The sequence below is a fragment of the Antarctobacter heliothermus genome (genome assembly GCF_002237555.1).
Classification (GTDB): domain Bacteria; phylum Pseudomonadota; class Alphaproteobacteria; order Rhodobacterales; family Rhodobacteraceae; genus Antarctobacter; species Antarctobacter heliothermus_B.
In genome coordinates, this window is the sequence record NZ_CP022540.1 from 2,085,428 (window position 1) to 2,107,303 (window position 21,876).

General features: G+C 65.0%; 20 protein-coding genes, 1 tRNA gene and 1 pseudogene. 10 read left to right on the top strand and 12 right to left on the bottom strand.

Going from position 1 to position 21,876, the window contains the following annotated elements; genetic code table 11:
- Positions 1–51 precede the first annotated feature (51 nt).
- A tRNA-Val gene (locus tag ANTHELSMS3_RS09880) sits at positions 52–126 on the bottom strand.
- Positions 127–274: 148 nt separating this feature from the next.
- On the opposite strand from ANTHELSMS3_RS09880, the gene ANTHELSMS3_RS09885 reads away from it, so the two are divergent.
- Complete coding sequence (locus tag ANTHELSMS3_RS09885; RefSeq protein WP_094034719.1) at positions 275–1,138, top strand: N-formylglutamate amidohydrolase; 864 nt, start codon at positions 275–277, stop codon at positions 1,136–1,138.
- 48 nt (positions 1,139–1,186) lie between these two features.
- On the opposite strand, the gene lpxK is transcribed toward ANTHELSMS3_RS09885, so the two are convergent.
- From lpxK to rbfA, 7 genes are all read right to left on the bottom strand, one after another.
- On the bottom strand, positions 1,187–2,188 hold the full coding sequence (gene lpxK, locus ANTHELSMS3_RS09890; protein WP_094034720.1) for a tetraacyldisaccharide 4'-kinase: 1,002 nt from the start codon (positions 2,186–2,188) through the stop codon (positions 1,187–1,189).
- Complete coding sequence (locus ANTHELSMS3_RS09895) at positions 2,188–3,393, bottom strand: 3-deoxy-D-manno-octulosonic acid transferase (protein WP_094034721.1); 1,206 nt, start codon at positions 3,391–3,393, stop codon at positions 2,188–2,190. The genes lpxK and ANTHELSMS3_RS09895 overlap by 1 nt, the downstream gene beginning before the upstream one ends.
- 4 nt (positions 3,394–3,397) lie before the next feature.
- The gene (locus ANTHELSMS3_RS09900; RefSeq protein ID WP_089278402.1) at positions 3,398–3,637 is read right to left on the bottom strand and encodes a DUF4170 domain-containing protein; all 240 of its coding nucleotides are present in this window, start codon (positions 3,635–3,637) and stop codon (positions 3,398–3,400) included.
- Positions 3,638–3,806: 169 nt separating this feature from the next.
- Entirely contained in the window at positions 3,807–4,580 is a 774-nt protein-coding gene (locus ANTHELSMS3_RS09905) for a 3'(2'),5'-bisphosphate nucleotidase CysQ (RefSeq protein ID WP_094034722.1), read from the bottom strand.
- On the bottom strand, positions 4,567–5,910 hold the full coding sequence (locus ANTHELSMS3_RS09910; protein WP_094034723.1) for a TldD/PmbA family protein: 1,344 nt from the start codon (positions 5,908–5,910) through the stop codon (positions 4,567–4,569). The genes ANTHELSMS3_RS09905 and ANTHELSMS3_RS09910 overlap by 14 nt, the downstream gene beginning before the upstream one ends.
- A 78-nt stretch (positions 5,911–5,988) precedes the next feature.
- A complete protein-coding gene (locus ANTHELSMS3_RS09915; protein ID WP_094034724.1) occupies positions 5,989–6,738 on the bottom strand; it encodes a phosphodiester glycosidase family protein in 750 nt (249 codons plus the stop codon).
- A gap of 8 nt (positions 6,739–6,746) precedes the next feature.
- Positions 6,747–7,142: a 30S ribosome-binding factor RbfA gene (gene rbfA / locus ANTHELSMS3_RS09920; RefSeq protein WP_094034725.1), complete on the bottom strand. Its 396-nt coding sequence runs from the start codon at positions 7,140–7,142 to the stop codon at positions 6,747–6,749.
- Positions 7,143–7,253: 111 nt separating this feature from the next.
- On the opposite strand from rbfA, the gene dapB reads away from it, so the two are divergent.
- Positions 7,254–8,063: a 4-hydroxy-tetrahydrodipicolinate reductase gene (gene dapB, locus ANTHELSMS3_RS09925; RefSeq protein ID WP_094034726.1), complete on the top strand. Its 810-nt coding sequence runs from the start codon at positions 7,254–7,256 to the stop codon at positions 8,061–8,063.
- Between the two features lie 143 nt (positions 8,064–8,206).
- Here dapB and ANTHELSMS3_RS09930 read toward each other — a convergent pair whose 3' ends face one another.
- Positions 8,207–8,401 (bottom strand): DUF1674 domain-containing protein, encoded by a 195-nt coding sequence (locus ANTHELSMS3_RS09930; protein ID WP_094034727.1) that lies wholly within the window; start codon positions 8,399–8,401, stop codon positions 8,207–8,209.
- A gap of 81 nt (positions 8,402–8,482) precedes the next feature.
- On the opposite strand from ANTHELSMS3_RS09930, the gene ANTHELSMS3_RS09935 reads away from it, so the two are divergent.
- The 7 genes and pseudogenes from ANTHELSMS3_RS09935 (at position 8,483) to ANTHELSMS3_RS09965 (ending at position 17,157) form a co-directional block, all read left to right on the top strand.
- Positions 8,483–9,730 (top strand): RsmB/NOP family class I SAM-dependent RNA methyltransferase, encoded by a 1,248-nt coding sequence (locus ANTHELSMS3_RS09935; protein WP_094034728.1) that lies wholly within the window; start codon positions 8,483–8,485, stop codon positions 9,728–9,730.
- A 91-nt stretch (positions 9,731–9,821) separates the two neighbouring features.
- A pseudogene (locus ANTHELSMS3_RS09940) lies at positions 9,822–11,569 on the top strand (heparinase II/III family protein).
- A 42-nt stretch (positions 11,570–11,611) separates the two neighbouring features.
- A complete protein-coding gene (gene purH / locus ANTHELSMS3_RS09945; RefSeq protein WP_094034729.1) occupies positions 11,612–13,201 on the top strand; it encodes a bifunctional phosphoribosylaminoimidazolecarboxamide formyltransferase/IMP cyclohydrolase in 1,590 nt (529 codons plus the stop codon).
- A 120-nt stretch (positions 13,202–13,321) separates the two neighbouring features.
- Positions 13,322–13,792, top strand: a complete 471-nt coding sequence (gene lspA / locus ANTHELSMS3_RS09950; protein WP_094037040.1) for a signal peptidase II — start codon at positions 13,322–13,324, stop codon at positions 13,790–13,792.
- Positions 13,793–13,843: 51 nt separating this feature from the next.
- On the top strand, positions 13,844–14,365 hold the full coding sequence (locus tag ANTHELSMS3_RS09955) for a DUF3035 domain-containing protein (protein ID WP_094034730.1): 522 nt from the start codon (positions 13,844–13,846) through the stop codon (positions 14,363–14,365).
- A 111-nt stretch (positions 14,366–14,476) separates the two neighbouring features.
- Positions 14,477–15,841 (top strand): M16 family metallopeptidase, encoded by a 1,365-nt coding sequence (locus tag ANTHELSMS3_RS09960; protein WP_094034731.1) that lies wholly within the window; start codon positions 14,477–14,479, stop codon positions 15,839–15,841.
- Entirely contained in the window at positions 15,838–17,157 is a 1,320-nt protein-coding gene (locus tag ANTHELSMS3_RS09965; protein ID WP_094034732.1) for a M16 family metallopeptidase, read from the top strand. Before ANTHELSMS3_RS09960 ends, ANTHELSMS3_RS09965 begins: the two co-directional genes overlap by 4 nt.
- Positions 17,158–17,250: 93 nt before the next feature.
- Here ANTHELSMS3_RS09965 and dapA read toward each other — a convergent pair whose 3' ends face one another.
- Positions 17,251–18,126: a 4-hydroxy-tetrahydrodipicolinate synthase gene (gene dapA, locus ANTHELSMS3_RS09970; RefSeq protein ID WP_094034733.1), complete on the bottom strand. Its 876-nt coding sequence runs from the start codon at positions 18,124–18,126 to the stop codon at positions 17,251–17,253.
- Positions 18,127–18,272: 146 nt separating this feature from the next.
- Between dapA and ANTHELSMS3_RS09975 the strand changes: the two genes are divergently transcribed.
- Positions 18,273–20,225 carry a lytic transglycosylase domain-containing protein gene (locus ANTHELSMS3_RS09975; protein ID WP_094034734.1) on the top strand — a complete coding sequence of 651 codons (1,953 nt, stop codon included), beginning with the start codon at positions 18,273–18,275 and terminating at the stop codon, positions 20,223–20,225.
- A gap of 9 nt (positions 20,226–20,234) precedes the next feature.
- Here ANTHELSMS3_RS09975 and ANTHELSMS3_RS09980 read toward each other — a convergent pair whose 3' ends face one another.
- The gene (locus ANTHELSMS3_RS09980; protein WP_094034735.1) at positions 20,235–21,104 is read right to left on the bottom strand and encodes a DMT family transporter; all 870 of its coding nucleotides are present in this window, start codon (positions 21,102–21,104) and stop codon (positions 20,235–20,237) included.
- 58 nt (positions 21,105–21,162) lie between these two features.
- Positions 21,163–21,837 carry a tRNA (5-methylaminomethyl-2-thiouridine)(34)-methyltransferase MnmD gene (gene mnmD / locus ANTHELSMS3_RS09985; protein ID WP_094034736.1) on the bottom strand — a complete coding sequence of 225 codons (675 nt, stop codon included), beginning with the start codon at positions 21,835–21,837 and terminating at the stop codon, positions 21,163–21,165.
- Positions 21,838–21,876: the final 39 nt, after the last annotated feature.

Genomic DNA, 21,876 nt, shown 5'->3' on the forward strand with positions numbered 1-21,876 from the left:
TACCCGAAACTCCGCGAGGCAAGCCCCCCCGGAGACCGGGTGATGAATTCATGGTGGGCGATACTGGGATCGAACCAGTGACCCCTTCGATGTCAACGAAGTGCTCTACCGCTGAGCTAATCACCCATATGCCCGTTGCACACCCTCATGAACCTCTACCGAAGTCGCTGGTGGCGCGCGCTGGTGGAGGGTCTATAAATGCCTTCTCTGCGGGGATCAAGGGCTTTTGGCAGGCGCAGAAATCGGTCTATCTTTGACCCCGATAGGAGCGCGAATGCCAGAGACATCGTACCACTTGCACATGCCTGACCCGCAGACGTCTTGCGTGGTTTTTGCCTCGCCGCATTCCGGGTGTGATTATCCGAATAGCTTTCTGCGCACCACCGTTCTGGACGCGCACAGCATCCGAAGCTCTGAAGATGCCTTTGTGGACCGGCTTTTCGACTGTGCGCCGCAGTTTGGCGCGGCTTTTCTGTGTGCCGGAGCACCGCGGGCCTATATCGATCTGAACCGCTCCGCCGAGGAACTGGACCCCGCGCTGATCGAAGGGCTGCGACGCACTGGGCACAATCCGCGGGTTGCCAGCGGGCTGGGGGTGGTGCCGCGCGTGGTGGCGGGAGGACGGGCGATCTATCGCGGCAAGTTGCCCCGGATAGAGGCCGAGCACCGAATCAGGCGAATCTGGAAGCCCTATCATGACCGGTTGCAGGCGTTATTAAGCGCGGCGCGTGAAACATTTGGCGAGGCGATTCTGATTGACTGTCACTCGATGCCGCACGAGGCGCTGGATGGCTCTGTCCGCCTTGGCGGAAAACGCCCCGAGGTCGTGATCGGCGACCGGTTTGGCGCGTCGGCGCGTTCCGAGATTGTCGAACGGGTCGAGGCGGCTTTTGCCGCGGCGGGATTCGTGGTGGCGCGCAACGCGCCGTTCGCGGGGGCCTATACGACGCAGTATTACGGGCGTCCGTCGCGCGGCCAGCACGCGGTGCAGGTGGAAATCGACCGCGCGCTGTATATGGACGAGGCGACGATCACACCAAATGCGCGCTTTGACGACGTCCGTTCGGCATTGCGCGGGGTGGTGGCAGAGCTGGCGGATCTGGGAGACCGGCAACCACAGCAATTGGCGGCGGAATAGGCAATGCCTGTGCGCGCCGTCCGGGGCACGCAGGTGGGTGGCCCCAATTCAGGTCTTGGGCGCCAGCAGTCCGGCCAATGCCGCGTCCAGCGGTGCGGCATCGTCGATTTCCAGTCTGACCGGCAGGGTCAGTACCTCACGGCGGACCTGCGGCGGCAAACGTACCGCGTCTTTTTCCGTTGTCACCAGCTGAGCGCTCAATAGCTGTGCCTCGCGCAACAGCCGTGTGATCAGCGCGGGCGTAAACGGCTGATGGTCTTCCAGCGCCTCGGCTCTGCGGATGTCGGCACCAAGGCCACGCAGGGTGGCAAAGAATTTCTCCGGGTGGCCGATGCCGGCAAAGGCCAGCGTGGGCAAACCGCCCCAATCCATGCCGGTTTGCAAAGGGGCCAGATTCCCGGTCAGGTGAGGTAGCGAGATCCGCGGCCCCCAGTCCTCGGAAAATCGTTTCTGTGCGGCGGCGGGACCGATCGAAAGCAGCAGGTCGCCACGGGCCAGCCCGGTGTCGATTGGCTCACGCAGGGGGCCTGCGGGCAAACAACGCCCATTGCCGAAGCCCGCCACCGCATCGACGCAAATCAGCGTCAGATCCTTGGCCACATCTGGGTTCTGGTGTCCGTCATCCAGCACGATCACCTCTGCTCCTGCCGCCTCGGCAGCCTGTGCGCCCGCTGCGCGGTCCTTGGCGACCCAGACCGGGCAGAAAGCCGCCAGCAGCAGGGGTTCGTCGCCGGTATCCTCGGCGCTGTGGCTGTTGGGGTCGACCTGCACCGGGCCGTCCAGCCCCCCGCCATACCCGCGTGAGACGACATGAGGGGCCAGCCCGCGTCCGATCAGCCGCTGGACCAGCGAGATCACTGTGGGCGTCTTGCCGGTGCCGCCCGCGTTGACATTGCCGACGCAGATCACCGGCACGCCACAGCGCGCACGCGGTGCGCGGGCGACCCGGCGGGCGGTGGCGCGGGCGGTCAGCGCGCCTAGCGGTGCCAGAACACGGGCTTGCCAAGCCGGGGTCTGCGGCGGGGTCTGCCAGAACAGAGGAGGGCGCATCAGGCCAGCCCCCGGTCGTCCAGTACATCGCAGACCTCTGCCAGCACCCGGTCGACCAGTTGCGCCCCCGACGAGATCACGTCCCAGCCCGCATGCGCCATCGTTGCCGCCTGATCCGGCGCGACAAGGTGTGACACGGCGGTGCCCAGCGAATCGGCGTCACGCACGATGCGCGCGGCCCCGGCGCTGACCAGACGGGAATACGCACCCAGATGTGCCCCGACATTGGGGCCATAAAGGATGGCGGTGCCAAGGGCGGCGGCCTCGAACGGGTCTTCGCCGCCGGTGCCGGATATCAGTGATCCGCCCAGAAAGGCCAGCGGCGCAAGCCTATACCACAGGCCAAGTTCTTCGGGCCCGCCGGCCAGCAGCACTTGGGTGTTTTCATCCGGCATGTCGCCGTTTTCCCAATCACAGACGCGCATCTGTTCGCTGCGCAGAAGACGGCTGATATGTCTGGCGGCCTCGGCGTCGGCGGGTGACACGATCAGCAGCATCCGGTGGGCTAGCCGGCTGGCCTGACGGTGGGCGTACAGGATGTCGCTGGCCTCTTCGGCGCGCAGCCGTGCGGCCAGCCAGATCGGGCGGCCGGCGATAAGCGCGGCGATTTCCTCGTGCAGGCCGTCGGGGCAGTCCAGCGGGGCCTCGGTGTCCAGAAAGGCGGTGGCGTCGTGAACACGGTCCGTCTCGACCCCAAGCCTGCGCACCCGGCGGCTGGCTGCGGCGCCATTGGTGTATAGGCTGTTGAACAGCGCCAGCGTCGCGGGGGCCGGATCGGGCAGCCAGCGCGGGGCATCGACCGGAAAGGGGGCGTCCTCGAGGGCGAGGGCAATCAGGTGGCATCCGGCTTCGGACAGCGTGGCCAGCAATCCGGGTCGCAGCGCCTGACCGGTCCAAAGCGCCACATCCGGCTGTCGCCGGCGCATGTTGCGCAGGTCGTCGCCGGACAGGTCCCGCGGCAAGGGAACGGTTGTGATCCCCGGCCGGTCTGGCACACTCCCGCTGAGCCAGACCGACACTTCAGGACGCTGCGCAACGAGCCGCGCGGCGAGGCTGGCGAGCGCACGGCCCTGTTCCGTGTCCTCGGCGAACCCCCAGACCAAAGCTCCGTCCGGCCGGTCGGGCCAATCTCGGGCCACACCCGCGGCGGAAGCGCTGCGCGCATAGGTCAGGTAGGCCGACAGGCTGAGCGCGCGGCGGGTCATGGGGTCAGCCCAGTTCCTCGGTCGAGGAAGCCTCTTCGCCCTCTTGGCGCAGGCGATGCAGATGGGCGATGAAATAGCGCATGTGGGCGTTGTCGACGGTGCGCTGCGCCTCTGCCTTCCAGGCGTTGTAGGCCTCTTGGTAGTTCGGAAAGATGCCGACGACATGCAGATCGTTGACGTCCTTGAAGACGGTTTTTGTCGGGTCGACGAGTTCACCGCCGAAGACGAGGTGCAGGCGTTGCATGGGGCGTGGTCCTTGTGGTTGTGGCGTTCCGCGCGAGCCTAGCGATGGCGGGCGGTGGGTCAAGGCGGGGTCGGGTGGCTGTAGTGGGTGGGGAGGGGGCGCTGCCCCCACCGCCCGTTCGGGCGGCCCCCCGGGATATTTTTGGACAGAAGAAACATGGTCGGGGATGTCAGGGAAGACGGTTCAGCAGTGCTGCGTGCAGGCGGGGGTTTGCAGCGACCAGCCCGTCGGCCTGGGGGTGGGCCGCGTTAAACCGCAGGGGAGCGCCGCGCCGGTCGGTGATCGTTGCGCCTGCCTCTGACAGGATCAGCGCGCCAGCAGCGATGTCCCATTCCCAGGTTGGTCGGAAGGTGAACATGGCGTCGTAGCGGCCCTCGGCCACCAGGCTCTGACGGTAGGAGAGCGAAGGCCTGAAGCTGCGGCGCATGTCCGGGATGCCCCCGGGCCACCATTCCGGATTGAGGCTGGCGCGGGTGGCCAGCACTTGTGCCGCCTCGGGCGTCGTGACGGTGTCTGCGGAGATGGATTGGTCGTTCAGGAAGGCACCGCCGCCAAGGCGCGCGGAATAGAGTTTGTCCATCATTGGCAGGTAGATGACGGCAGCGGTGGTCCGGCCATCTTCAACCACGGCAAGCGCATGGGCCCAGGTCTTGTCGCCTTCTATGAAAGAGCGGGTGCCGTCGATCGGGTCGACGATAAAGACCCGTTTCGCCGAGAGGCGCGCGGTGTCGTCAGGAGTTTCCTCGCTGAACCATGCATAGTGGGGCCGCGCGTCGCGCAATACCTGCGTCAGGTGGGTATTGACCGCCAAGTCGGCCTTGGTCACCGGACTGTCGTCTGCTGCCTTGAACTGAACATCCAGAGGGCCGCCGACAAAACTGCGGGCAATGTCGCCCGCCTGCCGTGCGGCGTCGATCAGCAGCGCGAGGTCATTCGCCGGCAAGGGTCAACCCTTCGACCAGCAGCGAGGGCACCACACGGCTGAGCCAGGGCCGGGCATCATTGGCGGGGATCAGGCTGCGCAGCATCTCGCGCAGGTTGCCGGCGATGGTGACACCAGACACCGGGTAGGCGGGCTCGCCATTCTCAACCCAGAACCCGGCGGCACCGCGCGAATAGTCGCCGGTGTTGGGGTTGATTGTGCTGCCGATCATCGATGTGACCAGAAGTCCGTTGCCCATCTGGCGCATCAGGTCTGCGTGGCTGTGATCGCCTTGGGTCAGTTCCAGGTTCCATGCGGTAGGAGAGACCGAGGCCCCGCCGCGCGCAGCGTTGGCGGTGCTGTCCATGCCCAGCTTGCGCGCATTGGCGAGGTCCAGCGTCCAGCCGGTCAGCACCCCATTGTCCACCATGGCGCGGCGGCGGGTCGGCAGACCTTCGGCGTCGAAGATGCGTGAGCCACTGATCCGGGGGCGGTGCGGATCCTCAAGCAGGCTGATGCCGTCGGGCAGCACTTGCTGTCCCAGGGCCTCGCGCAACCAGGATTGGCCGCGCGCCACCTGAGCGCCGTTGGCCGCCGCGACCAGATGGCCGATCAGCGAGGACGAAATGCGTTCATCGAAGAGCACGGGATAGGCGCCGGTTTTCGGTTTGCGCGGATTGAGACGTTCCAGCGTGCGGGCGGCGGCGGTTTCGCCAATCTCCTCGGCGCTGCGCAGGTCGGACTGGTAGACACGGCTGTCCCCGTCATGATCGCGTTCCATCCCCAGACCCTCGCCTGCGATGGCCACGCAGTACAGGCTACGTGAGGTGCGCGCGTAGCTGCCGGAAAAGCCATTGGTAGCGGCCAGGGCGATGCGCTGGGCGTTGTACTGTGCGGCGGCGGAATCGATGCGGGTGATGCCTTGGGTTGCCAGGGCTGCAGCTTCGGCCCGGCGGGCGTCGTCTTCCAGTTCGGCGGGGGCCGGTTCATTCGATGGGTCGCACAGGTCAAGCGGTGTGGCATCGCGGTCAGTCGCCAATTGATCCGGGTCGGCAAGGCCAATGTAGGGGTCTTCGGGGGCCTCGCGCGCCATGGCGACGGCGCGAGTTGCCATTTCCGTCATCGCGTCGGGGCGGATGTCAGAGCCCGAGATGCTGGCGCTGCGCTGGCCCAGAAAGACCCGCAGGCTGAGGTCGCGGTATTCTGCCCGTTCGGCCTGTTCCAGCGTGCCGCCGCGCACGTCGATCGCCTGTGCCGTTGCTTCGACCGCCAAGGCATCAGCCGCGTCGGCCCCCGCCTTGCGGGCGGCATCCAGAAGGGCGGCGGCGAGGTCTTGGGGCGTGTCGGACATGGTGGCCTCTGCGTGGTTCGGTTGGGGACCGAGGTAAGCCTGTCGGCCACAAGAGGCAAGGCCGGGGCGTGCGGGACCCTATCGGGCTGGAACGGTGACCGCCACAATCGGCCCCATCCGCCGTCCCAGATCGGCGCGCCCGACCTGCGGCGCATAGAGGCGTGAGATGTTGCCGTCCAGAAACAGCGCGTTGGGCACCTTCAAAACGTCGCGGAACAGGCGCGCGAATTCGTGAAAGGTGACGGTGTTCTGCGAGATCGCAAAAAACGTACGACGTCCGTCAGCGGAGGTGCCGACACCATTGCGGATGTAGCGCGAGGTGCTGTCTGGCAAAAAACGCGGGTGCAGCGCGCCGTCGATCACCAGCATCGGCCCGGACTGCGTGGCAAAGCGGCACTGCGGTTGGCGGGTCAGGAAATCGCGTGTCTCATACACCCGCGCCCAGTCTTTGCCGATGCAGAAGATGCCGTTGGGCAGCAGGCCAAAATTGCCGGGGCCGGGGGACGAGATCACCCGCATGTCTTCGCGCCCGTCCTCAACGTACAGCCCGACAGGCGAGCGGTCCTCGTGGTACATGCCTGCGTTCATCGCGAACTCAAGGTCGCGCCCGTCACGCGCCAGTTCGGTCTTCAGCGTGCTGAAATGGCCGTAGGGTGTGCCGGAGCTGTCCGACCTGAACAGGCGCATGTCTTCTTCGGTCGCGTCCACTTCGCAGACGATGTAGCGATTGCCGTCGTGATCCAGCGGCTGACAGCCGACGGCACCGGCCTGTGGTGCGCTGGCCAGAGTGGTGATCAAGAGGGCCAGACCAGACAAGAGATGGCGCATCGGCACGGTCAGCTGTCGATATCGCGCTTGACGGCTTCGTCGCCCAGCAGGCGGCGGGTTTCGTCAAGGCGGTCAAAGGTGTCATCCAGCCGAAAGCGCAGTTCCGGTGAATATTTCAGCGTCATGTTGCGGGTGACCGCGCGGCGCAATTCGCCCTTGTTGCGTTCCAGCAGGTCAAACATGTCGGCCTGATTCTCGCCGCCCAGTGGCACCACAAAGGCGGTCGCCACCTTGAGGTCGGGGGACACCCGCACCTCCCCCACGGTGATAGAGAGCCGGTTGAGGTCCGGATCGTGAATGTCACCGCGCTGGAGCACCTCGGAGAGGGCTCGGCGGATCAGCTCTGCCACCCGAAGCTGGCGTTGGCTGGGCCCGGAGGCGTCTTGGAATCTGTTGCGTGCCATGACCCAGACTTAGGCCCGCTGTGGCGGTTTGCCAAGCGGTTCGCGGAGGGCGTGCATTTGTCGGCGCGGGGCGCTAACAGGGGCAAGGCGTTTGTGGCAAGGAGCGGGACAATGGAGGATTACGGTGTTGTGGTGACCGGCGTGTCGGGCCGGATGGGTCAGATGCTGGCGCGGCAGGTGGTGGCGCATGAGCGGCTGCACCTGTGCGGCGCGCTGGAACGGACGGGCCATCCGTGGGTCGGGCAGGATTTGGGCCTTGCCATGGGCGGCGCGGCGCTGGGCGTGATGGTATCCGACGACCCGCTGGAGGCCTTTGCCCGCGCCCATGCGGTGATCGATTTTACCGTACCTGCGGCAACGGTGGCCTTTGCCGAACTGGCCGCCCAGGCGCGGGTGGTGCATGTGATTGGCACCACGGGGTTGAGTGACGATGACTTGCACAAGATTGCGCTGGCGGCGCGGCATTCGGTTGTTGTGCGCGCAGGCAACATGAGCCTTGGTGTGAACCTGCTGACGACAGTGACGCGGCAGGTGGCGGCGGCGCTGGACGCCGATTGGGATATCGAAATCGTTGAGGCGCATCACAACCAAAAGGTCGACGCGCCCTCTGGCACCGCGTTGATGCTGGGCGAGGCCGCCGCCGAAGGGCGGGGCGTCGCACTGGCGGATGTGTCGGACCGGGGCCGCGACGGAATCACCGGGGCGCGCAAGCGCGGCGACATCGGGTTTCATGCGATCCGGGGCGGTGACATCGTCGGCGAGCATGAGGTTATTTTTGCCGCCGCCGGGGAGCGGATCGTACTGAAACATATCGCCAGTGACCGGACGTTGTTTGCACGCGGGGCGCTGAAAGCCGTGCTGTGGGGGCAGGGCAAGGGGCCGGGCGAATACGACATGTTGGACGTGCTGGGGCTGAAGTGACGCGCCCCCGCGCTCCGGACAAAGCTTGCCCCACCCACCCACCCGCGCGCTTTGCCCAGCCCGCGTGGGCGCGTGGTGTGGGTCTGATACGGGGGTCTTCTGACTCACCAGTGCAAATGCCCGGAAGGGGAGGGCGCGACGGTTCAGAAGTCGATGGCGAGGCCCTTTTTTTCCCAGTCGCCATAGCGCACAGGTTCCGGCCCGTCGCGTCCGCCCAGTTCTCTGGGCAGGGCGTTTGCCTCGGCCTCTGCCTTGGCGCGGCGCTCGGCCGCTTCGGCCAATGCGCGTTGCGCGGCGGGGGGCAGGTCAGTGTGATTGGGGCGGTCAGTCTCGGACATGGGCTTTCCTCGTCTTGTGCCTCCTGATATACGCCCGCCGGTCCGTGGGGCAACCCCGCCCCGCCTCACCGGAGAGTCCCCATGCCCGCATCGCCCAGCCCGGCCCGACTGGCCGCCGTCGACCTGCTGGATCAGGTTGTGGAACAGGGCCGCCCCCTGAGCGAGACTGATCGGCTGGACAAACTGGCCCCGGCGGATCGCGCGGCGGCGCAGCGGCTGGCGACCGAGACCCTGCGCGGGTTGGAACGGGCGGACCGCCTGCTGAAACCGCATCTGCGCAAGCGTCCGACGCCACGTGTCATTAACATCCTGCGGCTGGGAACGGTCGAGCTGTGTCTTGGCGGCGCGGCGCATGGCGTGGTCAGCGATTGTGTCGATATTGCCGCTGCGGGCAAACACACGCAGGGCGCGCGCGGCTTGGTGAATGCGGTGTTGCGCAAGATTGCCGGTGAGGGGGTCACAGCCTGGGGCAAGCTGCGGGTGCCGCGCCTGCCGAAATGGCTGCGTGAGCCCTTGGTGGCCGCTTGGGGGCCGCAGACCGTCGCCGCGATGGAGCGTGCGCATTTTGAGGGCGCGCCGCTGGACCTGACGCCGAAGCCCGGTGCGGATCTGTCGGCGCTAAACGGCGCGGAGCTGCCCACCGGGTCCGTTCGGTTGCGGCAAGCCGGACAGGTGAGCGCACTGCCGGGGTTCGCAGAGGGCGACTGGTGGGTGCAGGATGCCGCCGCCGCCTTACCTGCGCAGCTCTTGGGCGATGTGGCGGGACAAAACGTGCTGGACATGTGTGCGGCTCCGGGCGGCAAGACGCTGCAACTGGCTGCTGCCGGGGCGCATGTCACGGCGCTGGACCTGTCAGAGGCGCGGTTGGCGCGGGTTCAGGAAAACCTTGAACGGACCGGACTGAAGGCGACGCTTGTGGCGGGGGACGCGTTGACCCATCAGGGGCAGTACGACGCCATCCTGCTGGACGCGCCCTGTTCGGCGACCGGCACCATCCGCCGCCACCCCGACCTGCCCTTTGCCCATGAGGGCGAGCGGATTGCCGATTTGATCGGGTTACAAGCCGCGATGCTGGACCACGCGCTGACCCTGCTGAAGCCCGGCGGGCGGCTTGTCTTTGCCACCTGCTCGCTGATCCCTGATGAGGGAGAATGCCACATCGAAGAGGCGCTGGCGGGCCATCCCGACCTCAAAGTCTTGCGCGCCGAGGCCCCGTGGATCGAGGACAGCTGGCGCTCTGACGAGGGCGGTTTGCGCCTGCGGCCTGATTTCTGGGCAGACCGCGGCGGGATGGACGGCTTCTACATGGCGCTTTTGCAGCGCGGGTAACTCTTTGATGACTTCGCCCGGTGGGCGGGTTATCCTACGCTCAACAAGCCCGGAAAGGGCAACCTTGAGGCAAATCGCAGAGCACCGGCACATGTCCACGGCGCGAAACTGGCGGACGACGCATGCGCGTTTGATGAACCGTATGCAGGCACGGATGGCAGCACATGCGCGGCCAGCCGAGGGATTCGTGTCGCAACCCGAACCGCGCACTGTCGGTTTTTTTGCCCGTGGCCGCCAGATGCTGGCCGGAAACCTGATGTTTGCCGGGCATCTGGTGCAGGCCGAGGGACGCTCGATCTGGGCGATCGAGGCCCCGGATGCGGCCTTTCAGGAAGAAATACAGGGGTTCGCTTGGCTGGATGATCTGGCCGCTGTGGGTGACAGCAAGGCGCGCGCACTGGCGCAGGATTGGCTGTGGGACTGGATTCGCCGCTATGGCAAAGGCAAGGGGCCGGGCTGGTCGCCAGAACTGACCGGGCGACGGTCGATCCGCTGGATTCATCATGCGCTGTTCCTGTTGCGAGGCCGCAAGGCCGACGACAGTGAGGCGTTTTATACCGCCCTTGCCGCGCAGACCCGCTTTCTGGCCAAGCGTGCCCATGTGGCTGCCCCCGGGTTGCCGCGTTTTGAGGCGATGACCGGGCTGCTTTACGCGGGCCTCTCGCTGCAAGGGATGGAGGCCCATGTGGCCCCGGCACGAGAGGCGCTGGGCAACGATTGCGCGCGGCAGGTGGATGCGCAGGGCGGTCTTCTCACCCGCAACCCCGAAGAACTGCTAGAGGTCTTTACCCTGCTGACATGGGCACAGCAGGCCCTGCACGAGGCTGATCTTGACCCCGATCCACGCCATCTGGAGGCCATTCGCCGCATCGCGCCGACCCTGCGCACCCTGCGTCATGCGGATGGCGGGCTGGCGCGGTTTCATGGCGGCGGCCGGGGTCTTGAGGGGAGGCTGGACCGGGCGCTTGCCGCATCGGGAAATCGCAAGCGGCAGGCGGACGGACTGGCCATGGGCTTTGCCCGGCTTTCGGCCCTGCGCACTTCGATCATTGTCGATGCGGCTCCGCCGCCCGGCGGGGCGGCTTCGGCCCATGCCCATGCCTCGACCCTTGCGTTCGAACTGACCTCGGGTCGCCGCCCTTTGATCGTCAACTGCGGGTCCGGCGGCGGCTTTGGTGAGGATTGGCGGCGCGCGGGCCGGGCCACGCCTTCGCATTCCACGCTATGCCTGCAAGGTTATTCCTCTGCCCGCTTGGGCGCGCCGCGCTGGCTGGGAGATGCGCGGCGCGAATTGCTGGAGGATGCGCCGCGCCATGTGCCGGTACAGATGAGCCATCTGCCCGAAACCCTGCGGTTCGAGGGGGGCATGACGGTTATGTCACCGTGCAAGGCCTCACCCATGCGCGCAGTCTGGAACTGTCGCTGGACGGGCGCGAACTGAAGGGCGAGGATTACCTTGTCGCGCTGGATGCGCCGTCGAAAAAGCGGTTCGACCGGGCGATGGATGCGATGAAACTGGCGGGCCTGCCGTTCGAGATCCGCTTTCACCTGCATCCAGAGGTGGACGTGGCGCTGGACATGGGCGGCACGGCCGTGTCGATGGCTCTGCGGTCCGGCGAAATCTGGGTGTTTCGCTTTGACGGGGCGGCGGACATCTCTCTGGAACCGTCAGTTTATCTTGAAAAGGGCCGCTTACAGCCGCGTGCGACGAAGCAGGTCGTTTTATCCGGCCGCGCGATGCAGTATGCGACGCGCGTCCGCTGGTCGCTGGCCAAGGCGCAGGAGACGGCATTTGCCGTCCGTGACCTTGTCCGTGATGAGGTGGATGTGACCGCGTAAGCGGTCTCTGGCCCGAGACAACTGAGACCCGAAGGAACATCCATGTCCGACCTGCAGCCCGTGCGCCGTGCGCTTCTTTCTGTATCCGACAAGACCGGCCTGATAGAGCTGGGGCAGGCGCTGGCCGCGCGGGGCATCGAACTGCTCTCGACCGGCGGATCGGCCAAAACCCTGCGCGACGCGGGACTGGACGTGCGCGACGTGGCCGACCTGACCGGGTTCCCGGAGATGATGGATGGCCGGGTCAAGACGCTGCACCCCAAGGTGCATGGCGGTCTGCTGGCGCTGCGCGACGACGGCATGCATGTGGCGTCGATGGCCGAACATGGCATTGTGCCCATCGACCTGCTGGTGGTGAACCTGTACCCGTTCGAGGCGGCACTGGCGCGCGGGGCCGACTACGATGAGATGATCGAGAACATCGACATCGGCGGCCCGGCAATGATCCGCGCCGCAGCCAAGAACCACGCCTTTGTCACCACCATCGTCGATGTGCAGGACTACGACGCGCTGCTGGCGGAACTTGACGCCAACGACGGTCTGACCAGCATCGAGTTCCGCAAGCGGCAGGCGCAGATCGCCTATGCCCGCACCGGGGCCTATGACGCCGCCGTCAGCACTTGGATGGCCGCCGCCATCGGTGAGACAACCCCGCGTCGCCGCGTCTTTGCCGGAACACTGGCGCAGCCGCTGCGCTATGGGGAAAACCCGCACCAGAACGCCGCCTTTTACACCGATGGGTCAGAGCGCCCCGGCGTGGCGACCGCCGAACAGTTGCAGGGCAAGGAACTCAGCTACAACAACATCAACGACACCGACGCGGCGTTTGAACTGGTGTCGGAATTTCTGCCCGCCAATGGTCCGGCCTGCGCGATCATCAAACACGCCAATCCCTGCGGCGTGGCGACGGGGGCCACCATCAAGGAGGCCTATCAAAAGGCATTCGATTGTGACCGCACGTCGGCCTTTGGTGGCATCGTGGCGCTGAACGGCGCGCTGGACGGCCAAACGGCAGAGGCCATCGCCGAGATCTTTACCGAAGTCGTCATCGCCCCCGCAATCCATCAGGACGCGCGCGACATCTTTGCCAAGAAAAAGAACCTGCGCCTGATCCTTGCCCCCGGCCTAGCCAACCCGGCACAGGCAGGCGTGGCGTGGAAACAGGTGTCGGGCGGCCTGCTGGTGCAGGACCGCGACAACGGTGCACGGTCGTTGGACGACCTGAAAGTGGTGACGAAACTGGCCCCGACTGAGGCGCAGATGAAGGACCTTCTGTTCGCATGGAAGGTCGCCAAACACGTCAAATCCAACGCCATCGTCTATGTGCGTGACGGCGCAACCGTGGGTGTCGGCGCGGGCCAGATGAGCCGGGTCGATTCGGCGATGATCGCGGCGAAAAAGGCCGAGCGTATGGCAGAGGCGCTGGGCCTCTCGGCGCCGCTGACCCAAGGCTCCGCCGTGGCCTCGGACGCGTTCTTCCCCTTCCCCGACGGGTTGATGGAGGCCGCCGCCGCTGGCGCGACCTGCGTCATCCAGCCGGGCGGGTCGATGCGTGACGATGAGGTGATCGCCGCTGCCGATGAGGCCGGTCTGGCCATGGTCTTTACCGGCATGCGCCACTTCCGCCACTAAAGACGGGCAGTCACGGCGCGGGCAAAGCCGCTTGCACCGCGTGCGGCAGGCCACTAGGTCTGCCGCGTCAAAACGGACAGTGCAGGAGAAACGGCAGTGGCACAGGCAAAGACAGGTGGCTTGCGACTGGTGTTCTGGGTGACGCTGGCTGTTTTCGTGCTGGACCAATTGTCCAAATACCTTGTCGTGCATGGCATGGGGCTGGCCAACCGTCTGTCGATTGAGGTGCTGCCGCCATACCTCAACTTTCGCATGGCGTGGAACTATGGCGTCAACTTTGGTCTCTTTGCCGGGGATGCCGCCGCAACGCGCTGGATCCTGATCTCTGTCGCGCTGGGTATCGTGCTGTTTGTGCTGGTCTGGATGCGCCGCGATCCGCCGGGGCGGATGGGCCTGATCGCGGCGGGTTTTCTGATCGGCGGCGCGTTGGGCAATGTGGTGGACCGGGTTGTCTATGGCGCAGTCGCGGATTTTCTCAACATGTCCTGCTGTGGCTTCGACAACCCCTATGCGTTTAACGTGGCGGACATTGCGATCTTTGTCGGCGCATTCGGGCTGATCCTGTTTCCGTCAGGCAAAAAGGCCCCGTGACGCCGCTGGCGAGATGGGTTAAGTCTGGCAAAACTCATGTGGAGGACTGCGATGCGGCGGGCGCATCTTGTTGCAATCATTGGTCTGGCGGGCTTGGCTTCTTGCGCGGTTGTCGACCGCGACAAACCCCTGCGCGATCTGCGGACAAACAGTCCGCAGCCCGAGGAGTTTGCCATCGTCCCCAACAAACCTCTGGTGCAACCTGAAAGCTATTCCGATTTGCCGCCCCCCACTCCGGGTGCCGCGAATCGTACGGATCTGACGCCCAAGGCCGACGCTGTCGCCGCTTTGGGGGGCAATCCCGCGCGGCTGGTCGCCCGGGGCGAAGGGGTGCCAGCAGGCGATGGCGCGTTGATCCAACGCGCCAGCCGGTTTGGCCGCGATCCCAATGTGCGTCAGGAACTGGCGCAAACCGACGCGCAATTCCGCCGCTCCAAGTCGATCTTCAACTGGTCGATCGTGCCGAAGGACGACTATGTCAACGCGTATAAGCGTGAAACGCTGGACGCCTATCGCTGGCTGAATATCTATCGCCGCGCTGGCGCAAAGACGCCGACACCGCCGCCGCAATAACTCCGGCGGCCCCGCGCCCGGTCACGTCCGCGTCACACAGTGTCACGGCGGGTTGAAGTCGGGCGAGACCCGCGTACTTAATGCAGCATCCGAACAACATGAGGATGCTGCATGCGCCCCCTGACCCTGTTATTCGCTTTCGCCGTGTCTTGCGCGTCGAGTTTCTCTGCCTCCGCGCAGGAGGCGGGCAAGGTGACCACCTTCGGCCTCGACAACGGGATGGACGTGGTGGTGATCGAGGATCACCGCGCCCCTGTTGTTGTGCACATGGTCTGGTATCGCGCCGGATCGGCAGATGAACAGCCCGGCGTCTCGGGCGTGGCGCATTTTCTGGAACACCTGCTGTTCAAGGGCACCGATACGCTGGAGCCGGGTGAATTCAGCGCCACGGTGGCGGCCAATGGCGGCTCTGACAACGCCTTCACCAGCTATGACACCACCGCTTATCACCAACGCGTCGCCGCTGATCGTCTTGGACTGATGATGAAGATGGAGGCAGACCGCATGGTCAACCTCCGCCTGTCAGAGGCCGACATCCTGACAGAGCGCGAGGTCATCATCGAGGAACGCAACCAGCGGGTCGAAAACAGCCCCGGCGCCCTGTTCCGCGAACAAAAGGATGCGGCGCTTTACCTGAACCACCCCTATGGCACGCCGATCATCGGCTGGCGCCATGAGATGGAACAATTGGATCTGGATGATGCGCTGGCCTACTACGGCGAGTTCTACGCCCCCAACAATGCCATCCTGATCGTTGCAGGCGATGTCACCCCGGATGAGGTGCGTGCACTGGCCGAAGAACACTATGTCCCGATCCCGCCGAACCCGGATCTGCAACCGCGCTCCCGCCCGACAGAGCCGACCCACTTGTCCGAACGCCGCATGACCTTTCATGATCCGCGTGTTTCGCAGCCCTATCTGACCCGCAGCTATATCGCGCCCGCCCGCACCAGTGGCGCGCAGGAAGAGGCCGCCGCCTTGTCGATGCTGGCGCAGGTTTTGGCGGGGGGACAGACCTCTGTCCTGACGCAAAAGCTGCAATTTGACAGCCGCAAGGCCGTCTACACGGACGCCTACTATGACGACACCAGCATGGATGTGTCCAACTTTACCCTTGTCATGGTTCCGACCCCGGGCGTCAGCCTTGAGGAAGGTGAGGCCGCGCTGGACGCGGTACTGGCCGAACTGATCGAAACCGGCGTCGACGCCGATCAGCTGGAGCGGATCAAGTTCCAGATCAAGGCCTCGCACATCTATGCGCTGGACAATCCTAACAGCATTGCGCGCCGCTATGGCAACGCGCTGACCACCGGGTTGACGGTGCAGGACGTGCAGGACTGGCCCGAGGTGCTGCAAGCGGTGACAGGGGATGACATCATCGCCGCCGCCAAAAAGGTCTTTGACCGTCGCCAATCGGTGACCGGCTACCTGATGGGCCCGAAAGAACCAACTCGCCCGCAGGAGGTGACCCAATGATCCGCCGTTTCGTATTGGCCGTCGGCCTGATCTGCGGCGGGTTCGCCGCCCATGCCGAAATCGACATCCAACAAGTCACCAGTCCCGGCGGAATCAACGCTTGGCTGGTCGAGGAACCCTCGATCCCGTTTGTGGCGCTGGAAATCCGCTTTCTGGGCGGGGCCTCGCTGGACGAACCGGGTAAACGCGGGGCCACAAACCTCATGGTTGGTCTGCTGGAGGAGGGCGCGGAGGGCATGGATGCCCGCGCCTTTGCCGAGGCCCGCGATGGGATTGCCGCGCGGTTCAGCTATGACGCAAGCGATGACACGGTGCGCGTGTCGGCCAAGTTCCTGACCGAAACGCAGGATGAGGCGGTCGACCTGCTGCGCGCCTCTCTGGTGGCACCCAGTTTTGACGACGTGGCCATCGAACGGGTGCGCGAACAGGTGCTGTCCGGTCTGCGCTCGGATGAGACCGACCCGGATGAAATCGTGGGCAAGGCGTTCTATGGCGCGATCTTTGGCGACCACCCCTATGGATCGTCGGAAAATGGCACCATCGACAGCGTCACCGCGTTGACCCGTGACGACATTGTCACCGCCCACCGCAATGCCCTTGCGCGGGACCGCATCTATGTCGGCGCGGCAGGGGACATCAGCGCGGAAGACCTTGGCGCGCTGCTGGACAAGCTGTTCGCCGATCTGCCGGAAACCGGCGCGCCGCAGCCTGCGGATGTGGACGTCCAGACCACCGCGGGCGTGACTGTGGTGCCCTTTGACACGCCGCAATCGGTCGCCATGTTCGGCCACAAGGGCATGAAACGCGATGACCCGGATTTTTTCGCCGCCTATGTGATGAACACGATCTTTGGCGGCGGCGGGTTTGAGGCGCGGCTGATGCACGAGGTGCGCGAAAAGCGCGGCCTGACCTATGGCATCTATTCCTACCTTGCCCCGCGCGAACATGCGGAACTGTTCCTTGGCCGTGTCGCATCGGCCAATGACCGCATCGGTGAGGCGGTTGAGGTGATCCGCGATGAGTGGGCCAAGATGGCCTCTGATGGCGTCACTCCAGAAGAACTGGACCGCGCCAAGACCTATCTGACCGGCTCCTATCCGCTGCGCTTTGACGGCAATGCACCCATCGCGCAGATCCTCGTGGGGATGCAGATGGACGATCTGACGCCGGACTACATCACCACCCGCAACGCCAAGATCGAGGCGGTCACGCTGGAGGATGTAGAGCGGGTGGCGGGCGAATTGCTGAAACCCGAAGAACTGCTGTTTGTGGTCGTCGGTCAGCCAGAGGGGCTGGAAGCGACGGTGGGCCAATAGGCCCGCCCGGCAACAGTGCCCTGACACGAAAACGGGCCGGAACCCTCAGCGGTTTCCGGCCCGAATTGTCTATAAAACCCGATCAGGCCCGTATCAGCTGATCAAACCCGCATGCACCAGCGCCACGTCCATCTTGGACTTGGTCGCATCGCTCAGCGGCAGCAGCGGCAGGCGCACCTCTTCGGAACACATCCCCAGCCGCGCCATACCGTATTTCGCGCCCACCAGACCCGGCTCGGTAAAGATCGCCTGATGCAGCGGCATCAGCTTGTCCTGAATCTCCAGCGCCTTGGCGTAATCCCCGGCAAGGCAGGCCTCTTGCAGTTGCGCACACAGCTTGGGCGCGACGTTTGCAGTGACCGAAATGCAGCCGACGCCGCCTTGGGCGTTGAACCCGTGCGCAGTCGCGTCCTCACCGGAGACCTGAATGAAATCCGTGCCGCAGGTGATCCGCTGGTAACAGACCCGCGCCAGATCGCCGGTGGCGTCCTTGACGCCCACGATGCGCGGCAGTTTGGCCAATTCGCCTATGGTGTCGGGCAACATGTCCACAACCGACCGACCGGGGATGTTGTAGATGATGATCGGAATATCGGCGCTGTCATGCACGGCGGTGAAATGCGCGATCAGACCGGCCTGCGTCGGCTTGTTGTAATAGGGTGTGACGACCAGCGCGCCATTGGCCCCGACGCGCGCGGCGTATTGGGTGAACCGGATCGCCTCGGCGGTGTTGTTGGACCCGGCCCCGGCGATCACCGGGATGCGCCCTGCCGCGGCCTCGACCACGCTGGCGATGACCTCTTCGTGTTCACGGTGGGTCAGGGTCGGGCTTTCGCCGGTCGTGCCCACAGGCACCAGCCCGTGAGAGCCTTCGGCAATGTGCCACTCGACCAGCTTCTTGAGCGTGTCGAAATCCACGGCGCCGTCCTTGAACGGCGTGACCAGGGCAGGCATTGAACCTTGAAACATGACACGCTCCTTTCGTTTGTCGCTGTCCGGCGTTGGTTGCGGTGGAAACCCGCCGACCCCTCAACTATGTGAGTTGCATGGTCCCGCGCCGGACGTATCCTCTGCAAGAAGCGTCTATTCCTTTTCATCACGGAAAAAGCAAGCCGATGTCTCGTCTCCTTGCCTTGTTGTTGCTGCTTGTCACCGCTCTGCCCGTCATGGCGCAAGAACGGGGTGCCGGCTTGGCCAAAGCCATGCAATCCATGCGCGAAGGCAACTGGGCTGCGGCCCGGATTGCGGCGCGGGCTGATGGGCAGGCGGCGGTGGATGTGATCCTGTGGCACGCGCTGCGCGCAGGCCGGGGGGACGTTCGCGAAGTACAGGACTTTCTGGCCCGCCACCCGGATTGGCCGGGGATGGATTACCTGCGCGAAAAATCCGAACCCACCATGTCAGAGGCCACGGCCGAATCGATCCACGCCTTTTTCGACGGCGATCTGCCGCAGACCGGCAGCGGGGCGCTGGCAATGGCGCGGGCGCATATGGCCGCCGGGGATGAGGGCGCGGCGCAGGCGGACATCGTATTGGCATGGCGCACTCTGTCAATGACGGCGGACGAACGGCGCGCGTTCCTTGAGAACTGGGGCGACATCCTGCGCCCGCATCACGTCGCACGGCTGGACATGGCGCTCTGGCAAGGGTGGAGCAGCAACGCAGGCCAGATGATGAGCCTTGTGGATGAGGGCTGGCAGGCGCTGGCGCAGGCGCGCATCGCGCTGCGCACCTCTGCCCCCGGTGTCGACACGCTGATCGCCAAAGTGCCGACAGAGCTCGCCGATCATCCGGGCCTTGCCTATGAACGCTTCCTCTGGCGCGTGCGCAAGCGGCGCACGGCGGATGCGATAGAGCTGCTGCGCCAGCAATCCACCAGCCGCGCGACACTGGGCGAACCTTGGGCCTGGGCGCCCGAACGGGTCGATCTGGCCCGCGAACGGATGCGCGACGGCGCCTATGCCGAAGCCTATGAGATCGCCGCCCACCACTGGCTGGTCGAGGGGTCAGAGTTCGCCGAACTGGAATGGATCGCGGGCTTTCTGGCGCTGCGCTATCTGGACCGTACCGATCTGGCCATCGCCCACTTTGAGAACTTCCGCGATGGTGTCTGGACGCCGATCTCGGTCGGACGCGCGGGCTATTGGCTGGGCCGCGCCTATGAGGCCGCGGGGCAGGCCGACAAGGCGAAAGAGGCCTACGCCCACGGCGCGCAGTTCCAGACCTCATTCTACGGGCTGCTGGCCGCCGAACGCGCGGGCCTGCCACCCAGTCCGACCCTGTCCGGGGTGGAACCCTTTGGCGATTGGCGCAACGCGGATTTCGCCAAGACCAGCGTGTTTGAGGCTGGTATCCTTCTGCTCGCCGCGGGTGAGATCAGCCTTGGCGAACGCTTTCTCACCCATCTGGCCGAATCGCTGGACCGCACCGGCATGGGGCAGATGGGCACCATGCTGATGGACATGGGCCGCCCCCATATTCAGGTCATGCTGGGCAAGCGCGCGGCCCAATTCGGCATCGAACTGCCGGGGCCGTACTATGCGCTCGACCCGCGCGTGACAGAGGGTGAATACCCGGTGCCCAAGGAAATGGTGCTGGCCATCGCCCGGCGCGAATCCGAATTTGATCCCGGCGTGATCTCGGGTGCGGGGGCGCGCGGCTACATGCAGTTGATGCCGGGCACGGCCAAGCTGGTTTCAGGCCAATTGGGCATCGAATACGACCTTGACCGCCTGTTGACCGATCCGGGCTACAACGCACGGCTGGGATCAAACTATCTGGCCGGACTGGCCAAACGGTTCGATGGCAACGCGGTGATGATGTCAGCGGGATACAACGCCGGACCGGGCCGTCCGGTGGGCTGGATGGACCGCTTTGGCGACCCGCGCAAAGGCGACATCGACATCATCGACTGGATCGAGATGATCCCTTTTGATGAGACCCGCAACTACGTCATGCGCGTCACCGAAAGCCTGCCGGTCTACCGCGCCCGGCTGGGAAAACCGCCGCATCCGGTGCCGTTCAGCCAGGAATTGCTGGGCAACACACTGCAATCGGCGGTCCGCTGACGGGCGCGTTCAGCCGCGCGCTTGCCGTTCCCGCCACAGGGTAAACAGCCCCGCTGCCACGATCAGCCCCGCGCCCAGTGCCACGTTCCAGCGGATGCTTTCGCCAAAGACCATGAGGCCCAGCGAACTGGCAAAGACCAGTTGCAGATAGGCAAAGGGCTGCACCGCGCTGGCCTCTGCCACCTCAAAGCAGCGGATCATCAGGTATTGCCCGCTGACCCCGGCGATGCACAACAGCCCCATCCAGACCCAGTCTGCGCTGGTCATCGGCACCCAGAACCCGACCCCGATGGCGGTCGCCACCACAACGCCGACCACGCCAGTATAGAAAAACGATGTCGTCGCGCTGTCGGCCCGCGCCACATAGCGCGTCAACAGCGCATAAAGCGCAAACATCGACGCTGCCAGCAGCGGGATCGCCGCATAGGGCGAAAACACCCCGCCCGAGGGTTGCAGGATGGTGATCACCCCGACAAAGCCGATTCCGATTGCTACCCAGCGCCGCCAGCCCACATGCTCGCCCAGCACCGGCCCCGACAGCGCCGCCACCAGCAGTGGATAGACCGTAAAAACAGCATGGCTCTCGACCAGTCCCAGATAGACAAAGGCCAGCACCATCACGTTGATTTCCACCACCAGCAACGCGCCGCGAAAGACCTGCAACCACGGGAACGCGCTCTGCGCCGCCGCCCGCAAGCCGCCTGCTTTGCGCGCCGCCACCGCCACCACAAAGGCCGCAAAGAACCAGTAGCGGATCATCACCACCATCATGGTGTTGTATTCCGTCGCCAAATGCCGAGAGATCCCGTCCTGCAACGTAAAGACAAGGGTGGTGGCGACCATCAGCCAGATGCCAAGGCGGGTGTTCTGCTCTGCCATCAGGCGCGCTTTCTGTTGGGTAGGCCGATCCGGATGGCTCAACAGGCGCGTCTGCAGGTCAGGCGGTCGTCATTGGTTTTGAGGCAAGTGTCATGTGACGCTTTCGGCCATAGCCCGGCACGCGGGTGACCTCAAGTCCTGCGGCCTGTAACGCGCGGCGCACATGGCCCGCTGCCGTATAAGTGGCCGCTGAGGCTCCGGGGGCCATGTGGCGTGCCACCTGCGCCATCAAATCTTCGTTCCACAATTCCGGGTTCTTGGCGGGCGAAAATCCGTCAAGGAACCACGCATCCACCATTCCAGACCAGTTCGGCAGCGTGTCGCGTGCATCGCCCTCGATCAACTCAAACGACAGATCGGGCAGGGCAAAGACGGTCTTGCCCCAATGCGGTGCCAGTTCCTGCGCCAAAGGCGCAAGTTCGGGAAACGCCTCTTGCGCCCGGATCATCTGTTCCGGCGTCAGCGGATAGGCCTCAAACGTGGTGAAATGCAGCGTGCCGCCCTGACTGCTTTGTCGCCACAGGTCCAGCGCCGCAAGCAGGTTCAGCCCGGTGCCGAACCCCAGTTCGGCAATCCGGAACCCGTCGCAAAACCGGTCCGGCAACCCGTTGCCAGTCAGAAACACATGACGCGTCTCGGCCAGCCCGTTTTCCAGCGAGAAATACGGATCATCAAACCGGGTCGAGACCGGCGTGCCGTCTCGCCAATCCAAACCTGCGCTCTGGTCGGCCATCGCTTTGTTCCTTATCAACGGCCCCAAGTTCTGGCGAGG

Coding starts and splice junctions, on each gene's coding strand:
- mnmD (WP_094034736.1), bottom strand. CDS start 21,837: ATGGCCGACCAGAGCGCAGGTTTGGATTGGCGAGACGGCACGCCGGTC.
- ANTHELSMS3_RS09980 (WP_094034735.1), bottom strand. CDS start 21,104: ATGGCAGAGCAGAACACCCGCCTTGGCATCTGGCTGATGGTCGCCACC.
- ANTHELSMS3_RS09935 (WP_094034728.1), top strand. CDS start 8,483: ATGCCCGCATCGCCCAGCCCGGCCCGACTGGCCGCCGTCGACCTGCTG.
- ANTHELSMS3_RS09915 (WP_094034724.1), bottom strand. CDS start 6,738: ATGCGCCATCTCTTGTCTGGTCTGGCCCTCTTGATCACCACTCTGGCC.
- ANTHELSMS3_RS09975 (WP_094034734.1), top strand. CDS start 18,273: ATGTCTCGTCTCCTTGCCTTGTTGTTGCTGCTTGTCACCGCTCTGCCC.
- rbfA (WP_094034725.1), bottom strand. CDS start 7,142: ATGGCACGCAACAGATTCCAAGACGCCTCCGGGCCCAGCCAACGCCAG.
- ANTHELSMS3_RS09885 (WP_094034719.1), top strand. CDS start 275: ATGCCAGAGACATCGTACCACTTGCACATGCCTGACCCGCAGACGTCT.
- ANTHELSMS3_RS09910 (WP_094034723.1), bottom strand. CDS start 5,910: ATGTCCGACACGCCCCAAGACCTCGCCGCCGCCCTTCTGGATGCCGCC.
- dapA (WP_094034733.1), bottom strand. CDS start 18,126: ATGTTTCAAGGTTCAATGCCTGCCCTGGTCACGCCGTTCAAGGACGGC.
- ANTHELSMS3_RS09895 (WP_094034721.1), bottom strand. CDS start 3,393: ATGACCCGCCGCGCGCTCAGCCTGTCGGCCTACCTGACCTATGCGCGC.
- ANTHELSMS3_RS09900 (WP_089278402.1), bottom strand. CDS start 3,637: ATGCAACGCCTGCACCTCGTCTTCGGCGGTGAACTCGTCGACCCGACA.
- ANTHELSMS3_RS09955 (WP_094034730.1), top strand. CDS start 13,844: ATGCGGCGGGCGCATCTTGTTGCAATCATTGGTCTGGCGGGCTTGGCT.
- ANTHELSMS3_RS09930 (WP_094034727.1), bottom strand. CDS start 8,401: ATGTCCGAGACTGACCGCCCCAATCACACTGACCTGCCCCCCGCCGCG.
- dapB (WP_094034726.1), top strand. CDS start 7,254: ATGGAGGATTACGGTGTTGTGGTGACCGGCGTGTCGGGCCGGATGGGT.
- purH (WP_094034729.1), top strand. CDS start 11,612: ATGTCCGACCTGCAGCCCGTGCGCCGTGCGCTTCTTTCTGTATCCGAC.
- ANTHELSMS3_RS09960 (WP_094034731.1), top strand. CDS start 14,477: ATGCGCCCCCTGACCCTGTTATTCGCTTTCGCCGTGTCTTGCGCGTCG.
- lpxK (WP_094034720.1), bottom strand. CDS start 2,188: ATGCGCCCTCCTCTGTTCTGGCAGACCCCGCCGCAGACCCCGGCTTGG.
- ANTHELSMS3_RS09965 (WP_094034732.1), top strand. CDS start 15,838: ATGATCCGCCGTTTCGTATTGGCCGTCGGCCTGATCTGCGGCGGGTTC.